18 protein-coding genes are annotated in these 16,592 nt (G+C 63.1%); 17 read left to right on the top strand and 1 reads right to left on the bottom strand.

The window, feature by feature from the left end; genetic code table 11:
* Positions 1-94 precede the first annotated feature (94 nt).
* The 3 genes from FHX03_RS01020 to FHX03_RS01010 all read left to right on the top strand — a co-directional run bounded on the left by FHX03_RS01020 (position 95) and on the right by FHX03_RS01010 (position 1,690).
* Positions 95-436, top strand: coding sequence for a hypothetical protein (locus FHX03_RS01020; RefSeq protein ID WP_183777418.1), 342 nt, complete (start codon positions 95-97; stop codon positions 434-436).
* A 133-nt stretch (positions 437-569) separates the two neighbouring features.
* The gene (locus FHX03_RS01015; protein WP_183852054.1) at positions 570-1,103 is read left to right on the top strand and encodes a YidB family protein; all 534 of its coding nucleotides are present in this window, start codon (positions 570-572) and stop codon (positions 1,101-1,103) included.
* 149 nt (positions 1,104-1,252) lie between these two features.
* Positions 1,253-1,690: a hypothetical protein gene (locus FHX03_RS01010; protein WP_183777419.1), complete on the top strand. Its 438-nt coding sequence runs from the start codon at positions 1,253-1,255 to the stop codon at positions 1,688-1,690.
* A gap of 215 nt (positions 1,691-1,905) precedes the next feature.
* Here the strand turns inward: FHX03_RS01010 and FHX03_RS01005 are convergent, their stop codons facing one another.
* The gene (locus FHX03_RS01005) at positions 1,906-2,751 is read right to left on the bottom strand and encodes a dienelactone hydrolase family protein (protein ID WP_183777420.1); all 846 of its coding nucleotides are present in this window, start codon (positions 2,749-2,751) and stop codon (positions 1,906-1,908) included.
* Between the two features lie 1,040 nt (positions 2,752-3,791).
* Here FHX03_RS01005 and FHX03_RS01000 point away from each other — a divergent pair.
* The 14 genes from FHX03_RS01000 to FHX03_RS00935 all read left to right on the top strand — a co-directional run bounded on the left by FHX03_RS01000 (position 3,792) and on the right by FHX03_RS00935 (position 16,482).
* Positions 3,792-4,028 carry a hypothetical protein gene (locus tag FHX03_RS01000; RefSeq protein ID WP_064837378.1) on the top strand — a complete coding sequence of 79 codons (237 nt, stop codon included), beginning with the start codon at positions 3,792-3,794 and terminating at the stop codon, positions 4,026-4,028.
* An 18-nt stretch (positions 4,029-4,046) separates the two neighbouring features.
* Positions 4,047-4,517 carry a terminase small subunit protein gene (locus tag FHX03_RS00995; RefSeq protein WP_097627429.1) on the top strand — a complete coding sequence of 157 codons (471 nt, stop codon included), beginning with the start codon at positions 4,047-4,049 and terminating at the stop codon, positions 4,515-4,517.
* The gene (locus FHX03_RS00990; RefSeq protein ID WP_183777421.1) at positions 4,483-6,054 is read left to right on the top strand and encodes a terminase; all 1,572 of its coding nucleotides are present in this window, start codon (positions 4,483-4,485) and stop codon (positions 6,052-6,054) included. Before FHX03_RS00995 ends, FHX03_RS00990 begins: the two co-directional genes overlap by 35 nt.
* The gene (locus FHX03_RS00985; protein WP_183852052.1) at positions 6,054-8,153 is read left to right on the top strand and encodes a hypothetical protein; all 2,100 of its coding nucleotides are present in this window, start codon (positions 6,054-6,056) and stop codon (positions 8,151-8,153) included. The genes FHX03_RS00990 and FHX03_RS00985 overlap by 1 nt, the downstream gene beginning before the upstream one ends.
* Before the next feature lie 14 nt (positions 8,154-8,167).
* Positions 8,168-8,479: a hypothetical protein gene (locus FHX03_RS00980; RefSeq protein WP_183777423.1), complete on the top strand. Its 312-nt coding sequence runs from the start codon at positions 8,168-8,170 to the stop codon at positions 8,477-8,479.
* 35 nt (positions 8,480-8,514) lie between these two features.
* Positions 8,515-9,567 (top strand): hypothetical protein, encoded by a 1,053-nt coding sequence (locus FHX03_RS00975; RefSeq protein WP_183777424.1) that lies wholly within the window; start codon positions 8,515-8,517, stop codon positions 9,565-9,567.
* 32 nt (positions 9,568-9,599) lie between these two features.
* Complete coding sequence (locus FHX03_RS00970) at positions 9,600-10,574, top strand: phage major capsid protein (RefSeq protein ID WP_003587937.1); 975 nt, start codon at positions 9,600-9,602, stop codon at positions 10,572-10,574.
* Positions 10,575-10,596: 22 nt separating this feature from the next.
* Positions 10,597-11,382 carry a hypothetical protein gene (locus tag FHX03_RS00965; protein ID WP_183852050.1) on the top strand — a complete coding sequence of 262 codons (786 nt, stop codon included), beginning with the start codon at positions 10,597-10,599 and terminating at the stop codon, positions 11,380-11,382.
* Between the two features lie 187 nt (positions 11,383-11,569).
* A complete protein-coding gene (locus tag FHX03_RS00960; RefSeq protein ID WP_183852048.1) occupies positions 11,570-12,133 on the top strand; it encodes a hypothetical protein in 564 nt (187 codons plus the stop codon).
* A gap of 130 nt (positions 12,134-12,263) precedes the next feature.
* The gene (locus tag FHX03_RS00955; RefSeq protein ID WP_183777427.1) at positions 12,264-12,971 is read left to right on the top strand and encodes a hypothetical protein; all 708 of its coding nucleotides are present in this window, start codon (positions 12,264-12,266) and stop codon (positions 12,969-12,971) included.
* Positions 12,968-14,791: a hypothetical protein gene (locus FHX03_RS00950; RefSeq protein WP_183852046.1), complete on the top strand. Its 1,824-nt coding sequence runs from the start codon at positions 12,968-12,970 to the stop codon at positions 14,789-14,791. Before FHX03_RS00955 ends, FHX03_RS00950 begins: the two co-directional genes overlap by 4 nt.
* Positions 14,788-15,195, top strand: coding sequence for a GNAT family N-acetyltransferase (locus tag FHX03_RS00945; RefSeq protein ID WP_183852044.1), 408 nt, complete (start codon positions 14,788-14,790; stop codon positions 15,193-15,195). Before FHX03_RS00950 ends, FHX03_RS00945 begins: the two co-directional genes overlap by 4 nt.
* Positions 15,170-16,174 (top strand): tail fiber domain-containing protein, encoded by a 1,005-nt coding sequence (locus FHX03_RS00940; RefSeq protein ID WP_183852042.1) that lies wholly within the window; start codon positions 15,170-15,172, stop codon positions 16,172-16,174. The genes FHX03_RS00945 and FHX03_RS00940 overlap by 26 nt, the downstream gene beginning before the upstream one ends.
* Entirely contained in the window at positions 16,171-16,482 is a 312-nt protein-coding gene (locus FHX03_RS00935) for a hypothetical protein (RefSeq protein WP_183777431.1), read from the top strand. Before FHX03_RS00940 ends, FHX03_RS00935 begins: the two co-directional genes overlap by 4 nt.
* The last annotated feature ends 110 nt before the right edge of the window (positions 16,483-16,592 follow it).

Here is a 16,592-nt window from a genome sequence, read left to right as displayed (position 1 = left end):
TTCCGACCAAAGTCCCAGGCCCTCAGCCTTCAGGAACAAAGTCCGCATGGCGAGGTTGGTATTGCGATACAGCGCAAAATCCTGGGAGAAACTCATGCGGAAATCTCTTCAATTCATCCTGGTTGGCCTCGCCGCCATGACCGGCTTGACGATCTCGCCGACGATCGTGGCTGCGCAGGATCTGGAATTGCGGGTCGGCCCTGGCGGTGTCGGTGTTTACGATCGCGACCGTGATCTTGACCGCTATGACGGATATGAACGCCGAGGTCGGCGCGGCTGCGATCCCAACGATGCGCTCGACATCGCCCGCAGCGAAGGACTTCGCCGGGCACAGATCGTCCGCATGTCGCCGCGCAGCATCGTCGTCCAAGGGATGACGCGCCGGGGACCAGATCGAATGACCTTTGCCAACCGCCGCGGCTGCCCGGAAATCTGAACTGCGTCAGCGACGAGTTGGACGGGCCGGGTTTGAGAGCGCGGCGCGGAACCTTTGGGCGCGCCGGACATTGCTGCCCATGCAGCGCTCTGCACGGGTCGGCTGCAGTCTTTGAACCTTGGGAGGATTCATCATGATGAGCGGTCAATTGAAGGCGCTTCTCGCCGTTCTTGCCGTTGCCGGCTACCAGAACAGAGACAAGATCGGGGAACTCCTGCGCGGCATTCAGAACCCGCAGTCGGCTGGCTCCGGCGGCCAGCAGCCGGGCGGGCTCGGCGGCATCCTCGGCGGGCTGGGCGGTTCGGGTGGTCTTGGCGGCCTTCTCGGCGGGCTGACCTCCGGTGGCATCGTCAGCGGCGGTCTCGGCGATCTGCTCACGACCTTTCAGCAGAACGGCCATGGCGACAAGATCGACTCATGGGTAAAACCCGGCCAGAATGCCGAGATCAATGATGGCCAGCTCGCCGAAGCCCTTGGCCCCGATGTCCTGAACGAGATTGCCCGGAATACCGGCCTGTCGCGAGACGAGATTCTCGGGCGGCTGAGCCGCGATCTCCCCAAGGCCGTCGATGATCTGACGCCTGAGGGAAAGCTGCCGACCGCCGACGAGGATTTTCTGTCGTCGGCGAGCCAATCGACCACCTCCGGGCGGCCGAGCAGCATCTGAACTTGCGATAAAAGTGATGGCGATGAAAGCGCGCGGGACCTGCCGGGGCCGCGCGTTTCGCCACAGTGGACTCGACAATTGTGGTCGGACTTGATGAAGATTCTGCGGCGCGATAAATCACCTGTTGCCATCAACGCGGATCGCCCGAAGTGATCAAGAGACATCGCAGCTCCGATACTTCCGCAACCCATGTTTTCACACGCAGCGCCATCGCGTCAGATCTTGCCTGGCTGCCTGACATGGTCGGCCTTGGAAAGCCATCGATTGCCGCTGAAGCCTATATCCAGGCCTATCTGGCGGATCCCGGCGGATGGTACTGGTCGACGATCCTGCTTCACGATCCGAAAGAGATGGTATTGCAGCGGGTTCTCGCCATTGTCGAGCAAGCCAAATTGCCCGATCACGAGGAGGCGCTCGGTCAATTGGGCGCTGGCCCGCTCGAAGACATGATGTCGGATGAACTGCTGGATCATCTGCACCATTGGCTGCCGTTTACGCCCGCCATGCGTTACGCGCTTGGTCAGGTTCGCATGTCTGCCGAACATCCCGCCTTGCAACGGCGATTACAGGCGATGCTTTCGCGGTAGTGCCTCCGATGACGGGTGGGCATGCCATACGTCGCTGATTTACCGCAGAGTTCACTCCACGCTCCGTCCTCTTCGGGCTTGACCCGGGGATCCACGCCGGCCCCCATCAGCGGTGGCATGGATTCCAGGCTCACGGCCTGGAATGACGGAGGTTGGGGGGGTGATGCCGAACTCGGCGTTCCGCATGGCAGCGTCTTGCCGATTGCGGCCGACCTTTATCTCGACAGGGATGTCCGAAGAAACGCGTAAACGCTGCGGATGGACTTTGCTGCGGCGTCCGGATTGTATTTTTCGATATGTCCAAGCACCCTTCTTCCCACCGCGAATTCCGCGGCATCAAAATTGTGATAAACGCCCTTGTAGAGATTGAACTCGATGGGCGGGGCATCGTCACCGATACGGGCGAGCCTCTTGCGGCATGGCTCAGCCGGGCTCCAATTGTCTCGGTCGCCGCTTAAAATCAGGGTCGGCACCGTCGCATCGCCCTGACTGGCGGCGCAGGCCGGATAATAGGCGACCGCCGCCTTGAATTTGTGCTCCATCAGCTGTTCGTTCCCCTCGATCTTTGTGGCCTCCAGCGTCGCGGTGCCGCCCGTGGAAAAGCCCATCAGTGCGACGCGCCTGATATCGACGAAGCTCGATTTCGATAGGAAATTCAAAGCGCCATAGGCGTCGAAGACCCGGTCGGGCAGAGAGCTTCGGCAGGTGTCCATGATATTGCGGGTGGTGAAGCTGTCGACAACAAGCACGACGTAACCCCAGGAGACCAGCCGCTTCGGCCAGAGGTCCTTGACGCTCGGACGCATGCCGTCGCATCCATGCATGATCACGACCGCCGGAAACGGGCCGTCGCCCGGAGGGCGGGACAAATATCCGAGCAATGGCGTGCCTGGCGGCTGCGAAAGGATTTTGCCTTGTTCCGCAGCCTTGCGAATTCGAAAGGCGCTGAGCGTGACGGGAGCGCTTTCAAACCGCACCATTTCGTCGGCATCGGCCCGGTTTTCGGCGAGCGTGATACCTAGAAAGGCGGCAAGGCAAAGAAAAAGTCTCGCGGTTTTCACTGACGCCTCCATCGTTTGAGCGACAGAATGCTAATTTTACGCCGGACTTGACGGTTGGCAAAGGCGCTGATGGGGCTGGGCGGGAAAGAGTTCACTACCGCTATTTCTCACAGAGTTCACCCCTTGCTCCATCCTCCTCGGCCCGAGGATTCACGTCGGGCCTCCATCAGCAGCGGGCATGGATCCTCGGCTCAAAGCCGAGGAGGACGAAGGGTGGGGTGGCGTTTTCGCCAAACTTGTCGGAAACCGGGACATTCTGCCGCCAACTGGGTCGGGCAGAGCAGAGTTTTAGGCTGAGCCTCGCTCATGCTATGCTTGAAAGGCCTTGATCACCCCCCGGCAAGTCGGTTAAGCCTACCGTAAATCCAAGCTGCAAAATTTGAATCCTTACCGAATGACGATCAAATCGGTGTCGTCCTTGCCGCCGAATGCGTTGCTCACCAAGACTTGCGAGCCGGCCAAGGTCGTTGAGCGCAATCGCAGGTTTGCCACAGAGTTCACCCCTTGCTCCGTCCTCCTCGGGCTCGACCCGAGGTCCACGCTGGCTTCCATCAGCGGCGGGCATGCATCCTCGGCTCAAGGCCGGGGAGGACGGAGGGTGGGGTGGCGTTTGCGCCAATTCCGCAGCCGGGCGCCAGAGGGGCTGCCGTCAAATGGGGCGGGCAGGCTTGATTCTAGGCCGCATTAGCGCTTGATCACCCCCCGGCGGATCATTTATCACTACCGTAAATCCAAGCTGCGAATATTGAATCCGAAGGCAATGTCGATGATCAAGTCGGTATCGCTCTTCGTTCGCATGCATTTGCCGAGGCTGCACGGCTAGTCACCGAACGCCACGGCGGGTTTGGCAAAGTGCTCACCCCTTTCTTCCTCCTCCTCGGGCTTGACCCGAGGATCCACGTGGCCTCTGCCAGACGTGGGCATGGATCCCAGGCTCGAGGCCTGGGATGACGGAGGGTGGGTGGGCGTTTCGCCAGGCCTATCGGAGCTAAGTCCCTGCGGCCGCCCACATCGAAGACCACCTCACAAGGAGAACAGCAATGGACGCTTCGATTGCGCCGGCCTCGCGGGCTGCCGTGGTGACGCCGAATGATAGTGCGATTGTCGGCGCGCGGGCGCTTTATATCGGCACGGCGGGCGATGTGGCGATTGCGCCGCGGCGGGATATGGATCCGGTCATTTTCAGGAGCGTGCCGGCCGGGACGATCCTGCCCGTGCATGCGGCCATCGTGGCGCTGACCGGGACGACGGCGTCCAATATCGTCGCGTTGTTCTAAGCCTTTCGGAAGCAGAGCATGGGCAGGCCGACCAAGTTCACCCAGGCGCTGGCCGAGAAGATCTGCGATCGCATTGCCGATCGGGAAAGCCTGCGGTCGATCTGCCGGGACGAGGATATGCCGGCGAAATCGACGGTGCTCTCCTGGCTCGCCGATGACGGCAAGGCGGCGTTTCGGGCGCGCTATGCGCTGGCGCGCGAGATCCTGGCCGACGGCTTTGTCGACGAGCTGGTCGAGATTGCCGACGACCGCAGCAATGATTGGATCGAGAAGAAGAACGCCGCCGGCGAGACCACCGGCTGGCAGGAGAATGGCGAGGCGATCCGGCGCTCGCAGCTGCGCATCGCCACCCGCCAATGGGTCGCCGAGAAGCTCAGGCCGAAGAAATACGGCTCGAAAGCCGAGCCCGAACAGGGCGCAACCGGCGAAGTCTCGCAATTGCTGGAAGATATCAATGGCAAAACCCGCGGACTTCCAAACGGCGGTTGACCAGTTTTCCGACTGGCGCTGGCGGCTGAACAATCTCTACTGGATCACCGACAAATCCGGCCGGCGCGTCAGGTTCGAAATGAACTGGACGCAGATGACGTTTTTCGAGGAGATGCATTACCTCAACGTGCTGCTGAAGGCCCGCCAGCTCGGCCTGACCACCTTCATCCAGATCTTCATGCTCGATGCCTGCGTCTTCAACCGGGATATCCGCGCCGGCACCATCGCCCATACGCTCGGCGACGTGCAGACGATCTTCCGGGACAAGGTCAAATATCCCTACGACAATCTGCCCGAGGGTATTCGCAACGCCGTGCCTATCGTCCGGGCCAACCAGGCCGAACTGCTGCTCGCCAACAATTCGAGCATCCGCGTCGGCACCTCGCTGCGCTCGGGAACGCTGCAATATCTGCACATCTCCGAATACGGCAAGCTCTGCGCCAAATATCCCGACAAGGCGCGGGAAGTGCGCACTGGCGCGCTGAATACGGTGCAGGCCGGCCAGCTTGTGTTCATCGAAAGCACGGCGGAAGGCCAGGAAGGGCATTTTTACGCGCTCTGCGACGATGCCCAGGTGAAGCAGCGCCAAGCGCTGGAGCTGACCGAACTCGACTTCAAGTTCCATTTCTTCCCCTGGTGGAAGGAGCCGCAATATGCGGTCGCGCCTCAGGGGGTCATCATCAGCGACGCTTTCGCCAAATATTTCGGCCAGCTGGCCGAACAGGGCATCACCCTGACGGAGGGGCAGAAGGCCTGGTACGTCAAGAAGGCCGAGACCCAGCTCGGCGACATGAAGCGCGAATATCCCTCGACGCCGGCCGAGGCTTTCGAAGCAAGTGTCGAGGGCGCCTATTATGCCGATCAGATGGCGGTGGCGGACGCTGAGGAGCGCATCGGGGTTTTCCCGCATGTGGACGGTTATCCCGTCCACACCATTTCCGACATCGGCATGGACGATACCAACAGCGTCTGGCTGTTTCAGGTGCTGCCCGGCCGTATCCGGATGATCGGTTATTTCGAACATACCGGCACCGGCATGGACGGCATGCTCGGCGAGCTGGAGCGGCGCGGCGGCGACAATGGTTATGTCTACGGCGTCCACAACATGCCGCACGACATCAAGGTCCGCGAATGGACGCGCGGCGGCATGACCCGCATCGAAGTCATGCTGAAGGAGGTCAAGGCGCGCGGCCTCGGCACGGTGCGCAAGGTCGAGCGCGCCTATGTGCATGACCGCATCAACGCCACCCGCCGCATCCTGGCAAAGATCGAGTTCGACCAGGCCGGCTGCGCCGAGGGCATCAAATGCCTGCGCAATTACCGCAAGGACTGGGACGAGGATCTCGCCGTCTTCCGCGACGAGCCGCTGCACAACTGGGCGTCGCATGGGGCGGATGCCTTCGGCGGTCTGGCGATCATCTTCACCGGCTTGGCGCCGGAACCGCTGAAGCCAGAGCGTAAGCCGCTGCCGACATTCCAGACGATGACATTCAACGAATTTGCCGATGCCACCCCAAGACAGAGCGAGCGTGTCTGATGGAAGACGAAATAACGGCTTCAGAGAGCGGGCAGCGCTGGGACCCGGCAAAGGTCGGCGCCCATTGGCAGCAGGAGCTGGAACGCGCCCAGCGCTATTTCAAGTCCTGGCACGACCGCTGCGTCAAGATCGAGAAGATCTATCTCGACCAGCAATCGGACCAGACGAGCGCCGCCAAGCGCCGGTTTCCGATGCTCTGGGCCAATACTTCGGTGATGCAGCCGGCGGTCTATGCCCGCGTGCCGCAGCCGGTGGTCGAGCGCCGCTTCAAGGATGCACAGCCGGTGGCGCGCATTGCCTCGGAACTGGTCGAGCGCAATCTCGCCTATACCGGCGATGAAGCCGATATCGATTCGATCATGCGGGCGGTGCGCGACGATTTCCTGCTCTGCGCCCGCGGCACGGTGTGGCTGCGTTACGAGGCCGATTTCGAGCCGCTCGATATGGGCGTCCAGCCCTCGGACCCGGCGGCTGAGGCTTTGCCCGGTGAGATGGGCGAGGCGCGGCCGGAAGCGATCAGCGACGAGCGTGTCTGCATCGATTATGTCCACTGGTCGGATTTCCTGCATTCGCCGGCGCGGCGCTGGAAGGATGTGACCTGGGTGGCGCGGCGCGTGCCGATGACCGACGAGGAGATGGAAAAGCGCTTCGGCCCCGAGGCCATGGCATCGCGGGCGGCCGAAGGTTCAATCGGCAATAAGGGCGCCAGCCAGGCCGAGCGCCTGGAGAATGAAGGCAAGACCCATGTCTGGGAAATCTGGTGCAAGAGCGAGAACTACACCGTCTGGATCGCCGACGGTTCGCCGGTGGCGCTCGAGGTCTCCGAGCCGCCGCTCGACCTGACGCATTTCTGGCCTTGCCCGCGCCCGGCCTACGGCACGATGTCGACGAGCTCGCTGATCCCGGTTCCCGACTATGTCTATTACCAGCAGCAATGCGAGGAGATCGATCTTCTCACCAAGCGCATCAACAAGCTGACCGATCAGCTGCGGCTGAAAGTCTTTTACCCCTCCGGCGACGGCGCGGTCTCGCCGGCGATCGAAAAGGCGATGCGGCCTGAGAACGACATGGTGATGGTGCCGATCCCCGAATGGGCGGCCTTCACCGACAAGGGCGGCTCGAAGGCGATCGTGACATTGCCGATCGACGAGGTGCAGAAGGTGATCGTCGCCTGCATGCAGGCGCGCAAGCAGCTGATCGAGGATGTCTACCAGATCACCGGCATCTCGGACATCGTGCGCGGCGACACGCAGGCCTCCGAAACCGCGACGGCGCAGCGGATCAAGAGCCAGTGGGGCTCGATCCGCATTCGCGACCGCCAGGCCGAGCTTGCCCGCTTCGCCCGCGACATCATCCGCCTTGCCGGCGAGATCATCTGCGACCAGTTCCAGCCGGAAACGCTGATGCTGGTGAGCGGCATCAAGCTGCCGACGATGGCCGAGAAACAGCAGGCGCAAATGCAGATGCAGCAGATGCAGATGGCGGCACAGCAGGCGGCCATGCGGGCGCAGCAGATGGGGCAACCCGCACCACCGCCGCCCGATATACCGCCGCGGCTGCAGCAGATGATGCAGCAGCCGACGATCGACGAGGTGGTCCAACTGCTGCGCAATGACAGCATTCGCGGCTTCCAGATCGAGATCGAGACGGATTCGACGATCGAGCCTGACGAGGATGCCGAAAAGCAGCGCCGCATGGAATTCGTCCAGATGGTCGGCGGCTTCATGCAGCAGGCCGGCGCCATGGCGCAGCAGAGCCCGATGCTGGTGCCGGTGATGGTTGAGACGCTGCTCTTTGCCGCCCGCGGCTTCCGGGCCGGCCGCCAGCTCGAAAGCACGCTGGAGCAGGTGGGAGCCCAGCTTTCCCAAGCGGCAGCCGCGCCAAAACCGGAGCCGCAGCCTTCGCCCGGCGAAATGCTCAAGCTGAAAACCGCCGAGGTGAAGGCGGGTGCCGAACAGCGCAGGGCCGAACTCAGTGTCGCAGAGGCCGAGATCGAGCATCGCGCCACGGTGGAGCAGGCGCGCGGCGAGATGGCGGCGCGGGCATTGCAGCAGATCGGGGGGCAGCAACTTCGGGCACAGCAGCCGCACTATCAGTGAACGGGAGCAGAAGCATGAGAGAACGCTATTGCCGCGTCTGCGGCGGCTGGCACGCACTCGACCAATGGCCGCAGAATTGCCTGCCGGCGCAAAATGCGGCGCAGTCGGATCTGCCGGCGCCGCATTTCGTCAGCGACAACATCGATATCCAGTCGATGCATGACGGAAAGCATTACACCTCGAAAGCCAGGCTGCGCTCGGCCTACCGGGCAGCCGGCGTGGTTGAGATCGGCAATGAAAAGCCGCAGCCGATCGAGAAGCCGAAGACGGATCGAACGGCGATCCGCAACGAACTGCGGCGCGTGCACGCCGAATACAACGCCTGAACCGGGCATCAATCCCCGACATAGGAAATTTCCCAATGGATATGGAAGACCTGAACGAGGCCGGCAACGGCAGCGAAGATTTTGGCGCGTTCGACGATAAGCCGGTCAGCATCCGCGACAGCCTGAAAGCGGCGATCGACACCGTCGAAGCCAGTGGACCGGGCGATATATCAGGCCAGCCGCGCGACGGCGAAAACGGCCGCTTTCTGGCCAAGGGGCAGGAGCAAGCTCCTGCAGCGAGGGCAGGGGCGCAGGCCCCCCCGCAGCCGGCGCTTCAACCGCAGTCGCGAGGCCAGGCTGGTGAACAGCCGGCAGTGAGCGCCAGCCGGGTTCCGCCCGGCTGGTCGGCGGAAGCCAAGGCGCAGTTCACAAGCCTGCCCCACGAAGTGCAGGCGGCGATCGCCAAGCGGGAACAGGAGGTCGATAACGGCTTCCGCGTCCTGCAGGATTACAAGGGGCTCGAGGAATTCACCCCGATCATCCGCCAGGCCGGCATGACCCATGCCGATGTCATGCGCCGGGCGATCGACTGGGAGAAGGCGCTCATCCATGATCCCGTCAACACCGTCGTTCACGTCGCCAGGATGGCCGGGGTCAATCTTCACGCTCTGGTCAACGGTCAGACGGGAGAAATCCTGCAGCGGAATTCGCAGCAGGCCATATCACAACCGCAGCCTCGATCTTTCAATGTCGAGGCGACGGTCGAACATGTTTTGCGGAAAAGGGACACCGAAACTCAAGTCGATGCCTTCCTTTCCGACCCAGCAAACGCGCACGCCGAAGATGTGCTTGAGGACATGATCGCCCTTGTCAACGCAGGGCGGGCAACGTCGCTCCAGGACGCCTACGACGCCGCATGCTGGATGCGCCCGGACATTCGCCGGCAGTTGATCAGCCAGACTGCTCAAGCCTCCGTCCCACAACTCCAAGCCCAGAGGGCCGCAGCGGCAGATCAAGCCCGCCGCGCCTCGCGATCCATCTCTGGTTCTTCCGCGCCGGGCCCGACCCGCGATGCGGCAAGAGGCCAGCCCACCTCCATCCGCGACTCGCTGCGCGACGCCATACGTTTTTCGCGCGGCCAAGTCTGATCAAAGGCCAATTCTGATCAAAGGAATGATCGATGCCCATCTCCCCCAACCTCTCTGAAATCGTCACCACGACGCTGCGCAACCGCAGCGGCACGGTCGCTGACGACGTGACGAAGAACAACGGTCTTCTCACCCGTCTGAACAGCCGCGGCCGCAAGAAGCCGATCTCCGGCGGCCGCACCATCGTCCAGGAGCTGCAGTATCAAGAGAATAGTACCTTCAAGCGCTATTCCGGTTATGACATCCTCAATGTCCAGCCCTCCGACGTCATCACCGCCGCCGAATACGATCTGAAGCAGGCCGCGGTCGCCGTCTCGATGTCCGGCCTCGAACAGCTGCAGAACTCCGGCGAGGATGCGATCCTCGATCTGCTCGAGCAGCGCATCGAGAATGCCGAAACGACTTTGAAAAACAACATCGCGCTCGATTGCTATTCCGACGGCACGGCCGATGGCGGGCGGCAGATCGGCGGCCTGCAGCTGCTGATTTCGACCTCGCCGACATCCGGCACCGTCGGCGGCATTTCGCGCGCCACCTGGGGTTTCTGGCGCAACCAGAAATTCTCGGCCTCGGCCGATGGCGGTGCGGCCGCCACCAACGCCAACATCCAGAGCTACATGAACCGGCTCTATATGTCCTGCGTGCGCGGCTCCGACGCGCCCGACCTCGTCGTCGCCGACAACAACTTCTTCCGCCTCTACTGGGAATCGCTGCAGGCAATCCAGCGTATCACTTCGGCGGACAAGGGCATGGCCGGCTTCCAGTCGCTGCAATACATGGGGGCCGACGTGATTTTCGACGGCGGCTTCGGCGGCGGTGCGCCGCTCAACCAGATGTTCTTCCTGAACACCAAATATCTGTTCTACCGCCCCCATCGCGACCGCGACATGGCGCCGATCGGCGACGAGCGCATGAACACCAACCAGGATGCCTTCGTCCAGCTCATGGGCTTTGCCGGCAACCTCACCATGAACAACGCCTTCCTGCAGGGCGTGTTGTTCGCCTGATCGAACGAAAGGAACACAGCAAATGTCGGTCGCAACAATCCAGTCCGATCGTCTTGGCGCGAACCCGTTCGTCGTCGAAGGCCCGATCATTTCCGGCTCCGGTATTCCTGGACCGAACTTCGCCCTCGGCGCGATTGCCGGCGGCGATCGTGAATCCGAATGGGTCTATTGCCAGCTGGTGTTGGCGTCGCAGACGACCCTTCAGCCCGGCCAGTGGTTCCAGTGGACCCGGGATTACGTCGCTTCGCTGCTGACCACGGCGGCGGCCGTCGTCGGCCAGCGCTGCGGCGTCTTTTCGGGTGCGGCCCAGCCGCCGACGCTGACCGGCGGCCCGGTCGGTGCCATCACCCTTGCCGCCGGCACCTATTATATCTGGCTGCAGCGCAACGGCCAGGCGCCGTCGCAGGTGGCGACCGCAACGGCGGCCCTCGTCGTTGCCGAAACCACCACCACCGCAGGCCAGGCGAGCGCCCCGGCCTCGGCCACCGCCACCACCAAGGCGATCGCCAACGTCAACTTTGCCGCCGCCAACCAGACGTTTACGGCAACGACGGTCAACGGCTCCAACCTGCTGACGGGTATTGCCGGGCTCAGCGCCGGTTCCGGCCCGTTCATCGGCGCCGCGGTTTCCGGCACCGGCATCGCAGGCGGCACGACGATTTCGGGCATCACCTACAGCCCGAACGGCGTCGTCCAGAGCATCACGCTCTCGGCCAATGCCACGGCCAACGGCACGGGCATCACCATCACGGCGACGGGTGTGCTTGAGGCGACGCTGATGCGGCCGTTTCTGTCGAAGGTGAACTAAACAATCGGTGGGCGTTTCGGCGCCCGCTTCACCGACCTCTATCCGCGTGGCGTGCCCCTGATCCGGCTGCCGCCACCCTCTCCCCGTTTTGACGGGGAGAGGGTTAGGGTGAGGCGCACACCGGACACGACATCACAGCGGCGCTGCGGCGCCCGCATCTCCCCGCCATCAACAGCGAGACCAGCACATGCCCGACAACACCGGAATCTACGCCTCCTTCAGCCTCGAGCCGGTCGAACAGACCTTTCTGACCGAGAAGGAAGGCCGGCCGATTTTTGCCGATAAGGAATTCGTCCGCATCTTCATATCAGGCGACAAACACACCGAGGTCTACCGCGAGGTGACCGACAACGACAAACAGCGTTTTGCCGACGCCTATAAGCGGTTCAAGGAAGGGGCAGCGGCCCGCGAGCAGCTGACCGGCACGCCGCTTTCGCAATGGCCCTATCTGAAGCCCAGCCAGATCAAGGAGCTGGAGGCGGTCAACATCTATACCGTCGAGCAGCTCGCCGCCCTTTCCGACACCGCCAAGCAGAAGATCGGCATGGGCGCCAACGAGCTGACCGCTGCCGCCCGGGCCTATCTCGCCACCGCCGAAAGCTCCAGCGCCGCCTCGGCCTTTGCCGCCGAAAACGAGCGGCTGAAGGATGAAGTCACCCGCCTGCAGGAGCAGATGCGGGAGATGGCGGCCCGCTTCGAGGCGTTCGAAAACGAAAGCGGCGGCAAGTCCCGCGGTCGGCAAGCAGCCTGAAGAAGCGCTGACACAAGACGCCCCCTCATCCGACCCTTCGGGCACCGACCGGGGTTGAGCCACGGGTCTCAACCCTCACGCAGATTCACCTCACCCGCCACGCCAACCGCTCTGAACCGGAGATCCGCGCATGTCGCTCTTGACCATCATTCAGAACGTCTGCGCGGAAATCGACCTCGATCCGCCGACGGCCGTCATGTCCTCGGCGGATCCGCAGATCATGCAGCTGCGCATCCTTTCCACCCGCGCCGGCCGCGACCTGATGCGCGAGCATGACTGGTCGGCGCTGATGGTGCGGCGGCAATTCGCAGCGACCGGTGCAAATCCGGAGCCGGCCGAGCCGCCCGCCGACTGGAACCGCTTCGCCGCCAATGCCAAGATCTGGAATGCCGCCCGCCTCTGGCAGCTCAACGGCCCCGTCGAGCCGCAGACCTGGCAGCGCCAGACGATCCTCAACGCCAACCCGGTGCCGCAGATCTGGCGCATGGCCGGCGGCAAGCTCGACATCTACCCAAACGTTGCCGGCGAGATGATCGAATATGCCTATATCTCCGGCTTCTGGGTGGCGGTGAATGGCGGTGCGGCGACGGCCGACACCTGGGCCAACGACACTGATACCGCCCGTCTTCCCGAAGACCTCCTCGAACTCTCGCTTATCTGGCGCTGGAAGCGGGCCAAGGGCCTCGATTACGGCGAGGAGCTTGCCGGTTTCGAGCGATCCAAGGAAGCGGCGATCGGCGCCGACCGCGCCGCCAGCCCCGTCGATCTCTCGTTGCCGGCGAGGAACGGGGCGCCCGAGAATTATTGGCCCGGCACGATCACGGTGGCAAATCCATGACCCGCAAACCTGTCCCTCCAAATGGGCGCACCGGCCGCGTTTCGCCGAGCAAGGACTGGATCGCGCCGATCGGCGGCTGGCGAACCGATGTCGAGATGGCGGATATGCCCGCGGATGCGGCGTTTCAGCTCGACAATTTCTTTCCCGAGGCCAACCGCGTGCGCGCCCGCTATGGCTTTCTCGCCTTTTCAACCGGCCTTGGCGGCGACGTGCAGACGGTCATCCCCTATTCGGGCGTCAGCAACAGGCTGTTTGCCGCCGCCGGCGACAAGATCTTCGACGTCACAGTTGGGGGTGCTGCCGGTGCGCCCGTCGTCTCGGGCATGGCGAGCGCTCACTGGTCGGTGCAGCAATATACCAACCCGGCCGGCCAGGAATTCCTGCGTCTCGTCAATGGCCTCGACACGCCGCTGATCTTCAACGGCACCTCCTGGACCAATAATTTTCTGGTGGGCACGGCAGCGCTCGCCACTCAGAACGTTGCCGTCCGCAACACGCCCTATACGCTGAGCTTCTTCGGCACCGGCTCGGTCACGCTCTCCGGCGCTTTCTCAGGCACGTTGAACGGCACCGGCGTCAACAACCGCGTCTCGCTTTCCTTCACGCCGGCGGCCGGCACGCTTGTCGTCACCGTGACGGGAACGGTCACCAATGCGCAGCTGGAAAAGGGCGCGGCCGCCACCCCTTACGTCGCCTCGACGATGATATCAGGCATATCGGACTCGTCGCTGTTGATCGCGGTCACCGCCTATCGTTCGCGCCTTTGGTTCATCGAGAAGAATTCGACCAATGTCTGGTACCTCGCCACCGACGCCGTCAGCGGTGCGGCCACGGTTCTGCCGGTCGGCGGCAACATGAAATATGGCGGCACGCTGGTAGCGATCAACGTCTGGACGATCCCGGTTTCGACAGGACTGCAGCAATGCCTGGTGCTGATCTCCTCGGAAGGCGAGGTGATCGTCTTCCAGGGCTCCGATCCTTCGAGCGTTTCGAACTGGGGGCTGATCGGCACTTTCAAGCTCGGCCGGCCGCTCGGCAGCGACCGATGCCTGCTCTCGGTCGGCGCCGATCTGGCGATCATGACGACCGACGGCATCGTGCCGATCACCAAGGCGGTGCAGCTCGACCGCGGCGCCACCAGCCTCGGGGCGATTACCGCGAGGATCGGCCCGACATGGCGCGAGACGGTGGCGGCGACCGGCACGACCTCGCAGGAATGGCAGCTTTCGAGCTTCCCCGCGCGGCAGATGGCAATCGTCAACCTGCCGTCCTCCTTCGGCCCCTATCAATATGTGATGAACACCGAAACTGGCGCCTGGTGCCGCTTCGTCGGCATGCCGGCCTCCTGCTGGGCGACGTGGCAGGACCGGCTGTTCTTCGGCGCCGGCGACGGCACGGTCTACGAGGCCGAGGTCGGCGCCAACGACAATGGCGTGGCGATCGACGCGCTGATGGTCGGCGCCTGGAGCCGCTATGGCGACGGGCTTTCGACCAAGCTCTCGAAGCTGATCGGGGTGACGGCGCAGATCGGCGTTTCCTCGCTGATGTATGGCGGGATCTCGGTGGATTACCAGACCAAGATTCCCACAGCGCTGCTGTCATCCGTCGAAAACAACGCGGCGGCGAAATGGGGAGCGGCGGTCTGGGGCGTCTCGAAATTCCCCGGCGTTTCGCTGGTGCGCAAATTCGCTTCCGCCGGTGGCGCCGGCTCGGCCTTGGCGCCGACGATCCGCGCGCTGATCTCCGGCTCCTCAGGCTCGGTCTCGGAAGCTGCCGTTGTCGGCGGCTCGGTGCTTTATGAGAGAGGCACCCCGATTTGATCGTCTCCGAACCGCGCGAGGAAATCGCTGCCTGGGTCGGCGGCCGGATCGGCGTCAGCTTCCACCCGCCTTACACCACGCTCGCCCATGTCGACCGCGGCCGGATCATCGCCGGCTTCGTCTTCAACGTCTGGACCGCGCATGACGTCGAGGTCTCGCTTGCCGCCGACCGGCTGACGCGGACGCTGATGCGATCGGTCTTTCACTATGTCGTGCATCAGCTCGCCTGCCGGCGCGCAACCGCCAGGACACGGGCCGACAATCTTGACGCCCAGACGATGCTCGCAAGGCTCGGCGCCCAGCTGGAAGGCCGCCAACAGGCCTATTTCGGCGACTGCGACGGCCTGCTTTACGCAATCATGAAGGAGGATTTCCCCTATGGTCTCCACGCCGAAGGCGCCTAAGGCGCCTGATCCGACACAGACCGCGGCGGCACAGACGGCCACCAACGTCGACACCGCCATCGCCAATGCCGGCTTGAGCCACACCAACCAGTACACGCCGGATGGCTCGCTGGAATACAAGGTCAGCGGCTACCAGACGATGAAAGACCAGACCGGCAAGACCTATCAACTGCCGACCTATTCCGCCTATCAGACCTATTCGCCTCAGAACCAGGCGATCTACGACCAGACGCAGCAGACGCAGCTCGGCCTCGCCAGGCTCGCCAACGACCAGACCGGCAAGATTTCCGGTATCCTCGGCACCAATGTTGATCTGAGCGCCGGCAATGTCGACAAATATGTCAATAATCACTGGCAGTCCGGCTTCAACAACCAGTGGGACCGCGACCAGGCGAGCCTCGACCAGAGCCTGGCCGACAAGGGCATCGCGATGGGCTCGGCGGCTTACGACAACGCCATGCGCGATTTTTCCACCCGCAAGCAGGCCGCCTCCGACCAGTATCTCGGCGACATGTATTCGAATGCCCAGAATTCGATCCTGACAGAGCGGAACCAGCCGCTGAACGAGATTTCGGCGCTGATGTCGGGATCGCAGGTCCACCAGCCGAGCTACGTCAACACCCCGACGACGCAGCTGCCGAACGTCGACCAGGCCGGGCTGATCAATGAAAATTTCAACCAGAAGATGGGTCTCTACGACCGCCAGGTCGCCCAGTCGAACGCCGCGATGGGCGGCCTCTTCGGCCTCGGCGGAACACTCCTTGGCGGCTGGGCGAAGTCCGACCGGCGGCTGAAGGAGGACATCAAACGCGTCGGCACGTTGGACAACGGCCTGCCTGTTTACGCCTACCGATACAAGGACGGCGGCCCGATGCAGATCGGCCTGATGTCCGACGATGTGCGAAAAATCCATCCGGATGCCGTGTTCGAACACGCCGACGGCTTCGATCGCGTCTTCTACGAAAGGGCAGTGGCATGATCCCAACCATCTTCGCCGGCAATACCGGCAGGACCCAGGGCGACATCGACGACAAACGCAAGCAGCTGGCCTATGCCATGCTGGAGCAGGGCATGGATGCGAGCCCGGTGCAATCTCCCTGGCAGGGCGCGGCACGGCTGGCGCAGGCAGGACTCGGCGGCTTGGCGATCCGCCAGCAGGAGCAGCAGGCAGACGCGAGTCAAGGTGCCGGCGTTTCGACAGGCCAGCCTTCCAAACCAGCGCCCGCCTCTCCCGGCTTCCTGTCGCTGTTCTTCGGGGGCGCGCCGACGCGCCGGACTGACGGCTGAATTAGGACATCAGCGGGATAACGGCGTGCCGATCGGTCCCTACCGATACAGGGACGACGGTCCGATCCGGATCGGCCTCGCGTTCAATAATGTGTGAAAAATCCATCCAG

The organism is Rhizobium sp. BK456 (assembly GCF_014194045.1).
Taxonomy (GTDB): domain Bacteria; phylum Pseudomonadota; class Alphaproteobacteria; order Rhizobiales; family Rhizobiaceae; genus Rhizobium; species Rhizobium redzepovicii.
Note: the sequence above shows the minus strand (reverse complement) of the source record. Positions and strands in the feature narration are given on the sequence as shown.